General features: G+C 48.0%; 6 protein-coding genes. 3 read left to right on the forward strand and 3 right to left on the reverse strand.

All coding sequences use genetic code 11. The features are described from left to right. Nucleotides 1–5 precede the first annotated feature (5 nt). Nucleotides 6–1,070, forward strand: coding sequence for a Gfo/Idh/MocA family oxidoreductase (locus OXN25_20470; protein MDE0427234.1), 1,065 nt, complete (start codon nt 6–8; stop codon nt 1,068–1,070). A gap of 15 nt (nt 1,071–1,085) precedes the next feature. On the opposite strand, the gene OXN25_20475 is transcribed toward OXN25_20470, so the two are convergent. Together OXN25_20475 and OXN25_20480 are read right to left on the reverse strand one after the other, a co-directional pair. Then, nucleotides 1,086–2,273: a mandelate racemase/muconate lactonizing enzyme family protein gene (locus tag OXN25_20475; GenBank protein MDE0427235.1), complete on the reverse strand. Its 1,188-nt coding sequence runs from the start codon at nt 2,271–2,273 to the stop codon at nt 1,086–1,088. Between the two features lie 11 nt (nt 2,274–2,284). Beyond that, entirely contained in the window at nt 2,285–3,286 is a 1,002-nt protein-coding gene (locus tag OXN25_20480; GenBank protein ID MDE0427236.1) for a Gfo/Idh/MocA family oxidoreductase, read from the reverse strand. A 208-nt stretch (nt 3,287–3,494) separates the two neighbouring features. Here OXN25_20480 and OXN25_20485 point away from each other — a divergent pair, with 208 nt between their 5' ends. Beyond that, nucleotides 3,495–4,661, forward strand: coding sequence for an ABC transporter substrate-binding protein (locus OXN25_20485; protein ID MDE0427237.1), 1,167 nt, complete (start codon nt 3,495–3,497; stop codon nt 4,659–4,661). A 66-nt stretch (nt 4,662–4,727) separates the two neighbouring features. Then, nucleotides 4,728–5,600, forward strand: a complete 873-nt coding sequence (locus tag OXN25_20490; GenBank protein ID MDE0427238.1) for a hypothetical protein — start codon at nt 4,728–4,730, stop codon at nt 5,598–5,600. Between the two features lie 94 nt (nt 5,601–5,694). Here OXN25_20490 and OXN25_20495 read toward each other — a convergent pair whose 3' ends face one another. Then, the gene (locus OXN25_20495) at nt 5,695–6,717 is read right to left on the reverse strand and encodes an FAD-binding oxidoreductase (protein MDE0427239.1); all 1,023 of its coding nucleotides are present in this window, start codon (nt 6,715–6,717) and stop codon (nt 5,695–5,697) included. Nucleotides 6,718–6,775: the final 58 nt, after the last annotated feature.

Here is a 6,775-nt window from a genome sequence, read left to right on the forward strand (position 1 = left end):
CCACAATGACAGACAAACAAGAACTTGGCATCGGTTTAATTGGACTGGGTATCGGACAACAGCACCTACTCGGTTATCAACGTCAAAATCTACAAGTTACTGCGATCTGCGATAAAGACATCACACGTCTTAACGAGGTTGGAGAGCAGTTTCAGATTGATAAACGTTATACCCGTATCACCGACCTGATTGCTGATCCCAATGTCAATGTGATTGATATGGCAGTACAGCCGTGGATCCGTTCCCCTATCGTCCAAGCCGCTGCTGAAGCAGGTAAACATATCCTCTGCCAAAAACCGTTCTCAATGTCGATGAGGCAAGCCGTTGAAATGGTGGAGATCTGTGAGCGACACAACGTGGAGCTTATGGTGAACCAGAATTCCTGCTTCGTGCCGGGCTTCCTCGCCATTGAACCCTACATCAACGCTGAACACCTCGGCGAGATTTATCATGTCTCAATAACCTGCAATGGATTCTACACCGAGTTCCCCGAACGCCATTTGATCCCAGCGATGCAAGTGCATCACATCGGACTCGTCTATAAATGGTTCGGCGAATACGAGAGTGTTTATTGTCAAGCACATGGACACGACAGGTCTATTGAAGCAGGCGAAACTGTGTCTGTTGCCCTTTTTACAAGTCGAAGTGGTATTCAAGGCTTGCTTTCGTGTAACTGGGCGTTCCTCGCCAACCCCGGACGCAACTTGCAACACCCACACGAGGAAATTCGCATTCAAGGGACTAAAGGGGCAATTTACGGGAACAGTGAGGACATGACCGTCCATCTCACGGAACCGGAGGTCCGCGAAATCAAACCGTCAATAGAGGGGACATGGTTTCCTGATGCCTTCGGGAATGTGATGGCTCACTTCTTGGAGTGTCTACGTAATGGAGAGAAGCCTATCACACACGGACGCAGCAATCTACACGTCGTCCAAACGTTTTTCGCTATGCACCAGTCTGCAAGTTCAGGAGAAGTCATCAGGGTTGACGATATTTCGTTGGATGGCAATTACAACTTGAGTCCACACCCTGTCCATAGTGCCGATGATGTCGCCATTTTACACTAACCTCACGGCAGCCGTTTACCATTCCCCTCTCCGATCAGGCCAGGGATGTGCTTTCGCAACTTCCTCGTTGAGATCAGTGCCCCACCCCGGACGCGTCGGTATTTTCATGTAGCCATTTGTAATGTCTGGAACGTGAGTCGTCAAATCGTCCTTCCACGGAACATCGTCAATATCAATCTCCATAATACGTACGTTAGGCAGGACAGCACAGAGACTCGCACTCATGTGGGTGGCGAGGTGGCTGTAGTAATTATGAGGTGCAACGTTAAGTTGGAACACGTTTGCTAAGTCCCCGATCTTCTTTGAAGGCGCGAATCCATTCCACGGCACATCTATCATAAAGACATCAGCAGCACGGCACTCGAAATAAGGTAGATACTCACGCATGTAATAGAGGTTTTCGCCAGTGCATATTTTTGTCGTTGTGGAATCTTTGATTTGACGGATAGCCTCGTGGTCATACATATCAATCTCCAACCACAACATGTCAAACTGTTCAAGTACTTTGGCAATCCGCATGCATGCCTCTGGCTTAAAATTGAAGTTCAAATCGAGATTGATACCGACATCGGGTCCGACTGCCTCTCTGAAGGTGCCGATCAAAGTTTCAATATGCCGTAGCACCTGAGATGATACATTCCCATCAGTCGTCCCCGGTCCGCCGCCGAAGCCGCCAAAATGGACAGATGCCGTGTCGCCGGGAAAAATGACATTAGTTTTGAGAGCTGTGAATCCTCTTTCGACCACCTCACGACCTAACGCTGCGATGTCATCCATCGACTTTAGAGGCGGAACGCCTATGAGTTCGTAATTACGCGCACGAGAGCTCCCGCAATGTGACCAATAGACCCGCACATCATCACGTGTCGGTCCCCCGAAAAGTTCGACCACGGAGATTCCCAACGCTTTCGCCTTAATATCCACGAGTGCACACTCAATACCCGCGATCGCTTTTGCAGCGATGCCGCCGGGACTTTGCCGAGAGCCGCGAATCATATCCCAAAACCGCATCTCGTAAGGACGTGGATCGCGTCCGATGAGCAAGGGGGTAAAGTCTTTAATAGTTCCCACTACGCCATTGGGGTTTCTACCATCACTACATTCGCCATAGCCGGTGATACCTTCATCGGTTTCTACCTTAACAAAAGTCCAAGGACGCCAACCCGCGTCCACAATAAAAGTTTCGATGTTTGTAATTTTCATAGAGAATCTCCTTAGAGTCTGATAATTTCCCCATGTTGATGTGATTCAAGGAGCGCATCACAGACGCGCATTGTGTTCACTGCTACATCCGACCACTCCGTCTCAAGGTTTCCAGATTGCACAATCTGAGAGAATCTTTCAATCATCGTGACCTCCTGAATACAACCCTCAACAGTGTTTCGTTCATTGCCATCCGGTCCGTGAACCCAGAACCGAGCAGAATCTTCAGATAGAGGGACAGTGAAATCATCACAGACAATCGAGGCACGCGTGCCAGCAACCTCGAACCATTTCCGCAGTGCTGTATCAAACCCGCAATCCAAAGTGGCAATACGTTCATTGTCAAACCAGAGGATGCCGGCAAGATTGAAATCAACACCTACTTTATAACGGGCTGTTGCGAAGACCTGTGTCGGCATACCTCCATAAGCCCAGAGAATCGCTCGGACGCAATAATAGCCTAAATCGCCGAGGCTTCCGCCTGCGAATTCTTTCATTGCCCGAATATTGCCAGCAGGGATTGTATCCCAATTGAAAGTGAATGCGGTAGTTACTCGGCGGAGGCGTCCGAGGGTGTCATCTATTAACTTCTGTTTCATCGCTGCAGTGCGTTCGTGGTGAACCCACATGACACCGTCCATCAGTTGCACACCATTTTGGCGACAAGCATCTGCCATGGTTACGGCTTCGTCAGCATTTGCGGCGAGCGGCTTTTCGCAGAGAACGTGCTTGCCGTGCTCGGCTGCTTTGACTGTCCATTCAGCGTGGAGGGAAGGGGGCAAAGGGATATAGATAGCATCAAGTGATTCGTCGGCGAGAAGCGCATCGTATGTGCCGTAAGCCGTGGGGACATTGTGTTCTTTTGCCCATGTTGCAGCGCGTTCTTCTGTCCGACTTGCGACTGCAACTAAATCCGCGTTCCGGGCGAGATGAATTGCGCGGGCAACCTTTGTAGCGATATTTGCTGTGCTGAGAATTCCCCAGCGGATCGGTAATTTTGTTTCAGTTGTCATACTGCTCCATCTCAGATGCTGACGCTTGAATTCCCTATAATATACCGCACAACTGAAAATTAATCAAGTACATAGAAACAGATCCACATCGATTTTAATTTGATTTTGGACGCGAAAATGATATAATTAAGAAAAGTAAAAGCAATAGGCATTTTACGTGCCATCAACAAAATAAAGCATACATGTTATATGCAATGAAAGGAATTTTATGAACATTAGAAAAATTGTAACACTCACGTCTTTATTCGTGATTACTGTGCTGATTGTGGGGTTATCTTCTTGTGAACGGGTCTCCGAAATTGTTCAGCCCGCCACACCTCAGATGGCAGAACCCAGTCAGGAAATTGCCGTTGGAGTCGTCTTACCTCTGACAGGACGACTTAATACCTCATTTGGCGTGCCAATGCAGCGAGGCTTTGAATTAGCACTTAGCGAGATTAATAGCACACAATCCAACGGCGCGAAACTCAAATTCATCATTGAAGATGATCAGAGTACCCCCGAAGGGTCCGTTGCGGCTTTCAATAAACTGATCCATCAAGAAGGTGTGTCTGTCATTTTCGGATCTGCTACCTCCAGTCAAACCGAGATGACTTTCCCGGTTGCCCAAGAGAATCAGGTTGTGGCAATAAGCTCGACTTCTTCTGCTCGTGGTCTCAGCGCGATTGGAGACTTTGTTTTTCGCGTCTCACTTACCACGGATAAACTTATTCCTGCCGGTATTGAAGTGACAGAGGCAAAACTGGACTATCAAACCGCTGCTACGTTATATGATGAAATAGATCTTTTCTCTACGGATGGAGATGCGGCAGTCCGGGAAGTACTCAAGGCTCGCGGTATTGAAGTACTAACCACTGAAACCTTCCAAGGCGGCGATACCGACTTTCGTGAACAATTAACCCGAATACAGACACTGAACCCTGATATTATTTTTGTTTCAAGCTTATCACCAGAAAAGCCTGGAATCCTAATGCAGGGGCATGAACTCGGTATATCCGTTCCCTTTGTAATGCGTACATTGGTTGCAGAAGATGTACAAGCCGCAGGTCCCGCTGCTGAGGGTGCGATAACTTTTATAAACTGGAACACCTCAATCAACACACCCGGAAATCAAGCCTTCATCCAGAATTACAGTGAGATATACGGCACGGCACCAAATAACTACGCCGCGAGATCGTATGCCGCGCTCCATATTTTGGCGGCGGCAATCGCGAATGCCCAATCAACTGATGCGACTTCAATTCGAGATGCCCTCGCTAATATCAGAGATTTTGATACAATCTTCGGTAAGTTCTCGTTTGATGCAAATGGTGATGCGATTTACGACGCGAAGGTCTTGATTGTCAAAGATGGAAAGTTGCTACCCTTTGAGTAACGCCGCGCTAAATATATTCTGGCGTGCTATCCCAACTGGCAGAGGCTTGCTAAATAGGTGAACAATTTGCAGAATTCACTCGACCAGTTTTATACGAAACCAGAGGTCGCTATGGCGTGTTGGAAGCATTTCACCGACACGCTTTCAACCCTGAACCGGAGCCCCGGCGACCTCTTTTTCGTAGAGCCTGCTGCTGGGACTGGAGCCTTTTACAAACTCCTACCAAAGCAGAGGCGATTCGGCATAGATCTCTTACCGAAATGCCATGATGTGAAACGCAAAAACTTTTTTGCAGTCACCAACTTCCCATTCGACACCAGCGACACAGCAATAATAGGCAATCCACCGTTTGGCAAACGCGGTAAATTAGCGATAGCCTTCTTTAACCACGCCGCCGCTTTGGCAGACGTTGTGGCGTTTATTGTCCCTGTCAATTTCCGCAAATTCATCGTCCACAAACAGCTTAACCCGAGCATGCGCTTTATCAGTAGATTGCCCCTACCAAGAGATGCTTTTCATCTCAATACGGGTAAATCTTATTCTGTAAATACGGAATTTCAGATATGGACGCGTCTGGCAAGCACACACCATGACATGCGCCAATACAAACGTCTGCCGATTTATCATCAAGATTTTCAGATATGGCAGTACAACAACACACGAGATGCGCTGAAGGTTTTTCAAAACGCCTTCGACTTTGCTGTACCGTGTCAAGGTTGGCAAGACTATTCCCGTAGAGAAACAGACGAAAAACGATGTGAACGAAATAAGCAGTGGATACTTTTGAAAGCGAAAGATTCTACCGTCTTAACACGCTTAATGGAGATTGATTACGAACGTTTGGCGCAGGAATGTGCTACGGCTGTTCCGGGTTTTCGGAAGGGAGATCTTGTGAAAGTGTATACGGAACGCTATCAAAGCCTGAACTATGATTTATAAGATTATCAGATTTACCATAATTATCGGAGATCTCATCATCATGGTAATCAAACGAACCACAAAAATCCTGATCAGAATCCCGGGTTCAGACAATCTATCCAAACCGTTCAAGCCGATACGGTTTGAACCACTCTACCTGTACATCATCAATAATTTCCAGAGCCGCCATTTCACCCACTAAAGGTGCCAACGTCACCCCGCTGTGCATCAGGGCAATATATAGGTTTGGAACGGCTCTCGTAAATCCGAGGATAGGAAACCCATCAAGTGGCATCGGACGATAGCCGACCGGTGTCGGAATTGCTTTTGCATCTCCTATCGCCGGAAAATAAATTTTGGCACGATCAAGGAGCGCATCAGCGTGCTGCTGCGAGTCATCACGATTAATACCTTCTTGGGTACCCTGCCCGATTCTGAGACTTCCATCAGCGAGTTGTCGGAGATGGAGGTGTTGATGCCGCTTTTCATCCACCGGAGGTGCGTGAATGATCGCTACGTTGTGTAAAACTTCAGCACACGGTGTCGTTTTAATGACGATCCCCGGACTCCGCTGTTGGGGGATATGTACGTCCACCAGAGATCCGAGCGCAGTTGTCTGAACACCGCTTGCCAAAACAGCGACATCACACGGAAATTCGGTATCAACGGTCTTGACAGCGGTAATGCTACCGTTGTGAAGGACAAAGCCTGTGACTTCAGTTTCGGAATGCACAACTGCCCCCGATTCATAAATGGACTGGAGACATACCCTAATAAACGTATCCGTTTCAATATGAACATCCGCTTCAGAGAAAGAGGCAGCCAACACGTCACCGGGTTGTAGATGTGGTTCAAGTGCTAACACCTCGTTCCGCGTGATGAGGCGACACGGATATCCCCATGCCTGTATCTGCTGGATACGCTGACGGAGCTGCGCCGCACGGTGTGGCCTGTTTTCCCACCGCATCTCACCACCGTAACGGACACCGATATCTACTTCAAACTGATGTGCCAACCGATACCACATATCCAAGGAACGCCGATTGAGGGTATGATATTCACGCGGGTCTTTCCCAAAGGCATTTGCCCACGCAAAAGAATGCCCCGATGCGCCCGATCCCGGCATGCCTCGTTCCAAAAGCGTTAGGTAGTGTTTACATTGTGTAAGTTATTGACATTTTTGTTAGGTTTTGGTA

The organism is Candidatus Poribacteria bacterium (genome assembly GCA_028820845.1).
Classification (GTDB): Bacteria; Poribacteria; WGA-4E; order WGA-4E; family WGA-3G; genus WGA-3G.

What these genes read in the sequence shown, in the direction of transcription:
- OXN25_20475 (MDE0427235.1), bottom strand. Translation starts at nt 2,273, where the DNA reads ATGAAAATTACAAACATCGAAACTTTTATTGTGGACGCGGGTTGGCGT.
- OXN25_20485 (MDE0427237.1), top strand. Translation starts at nt 3,495, where the DNA reads ATGAACATTAGAAAAATTGTAACACTCACGTCTTTATTCGTGATTACT.
- OXN25_20480 (MDE0427236.1), bottom strand. Translation starts at nt 3,286, where the DNA reads ATGACAACTGAAACAAAATTACCGATCCGCTGGGGAATTCTCAGCACA.
- OXN25_20470 (MDE0427234.1), top strand. Translation starts at nt 6, where the DNA reads ATGACAGACAAACAAGAACTTGGCATCGGTTTAATTGGACTGGGTATC.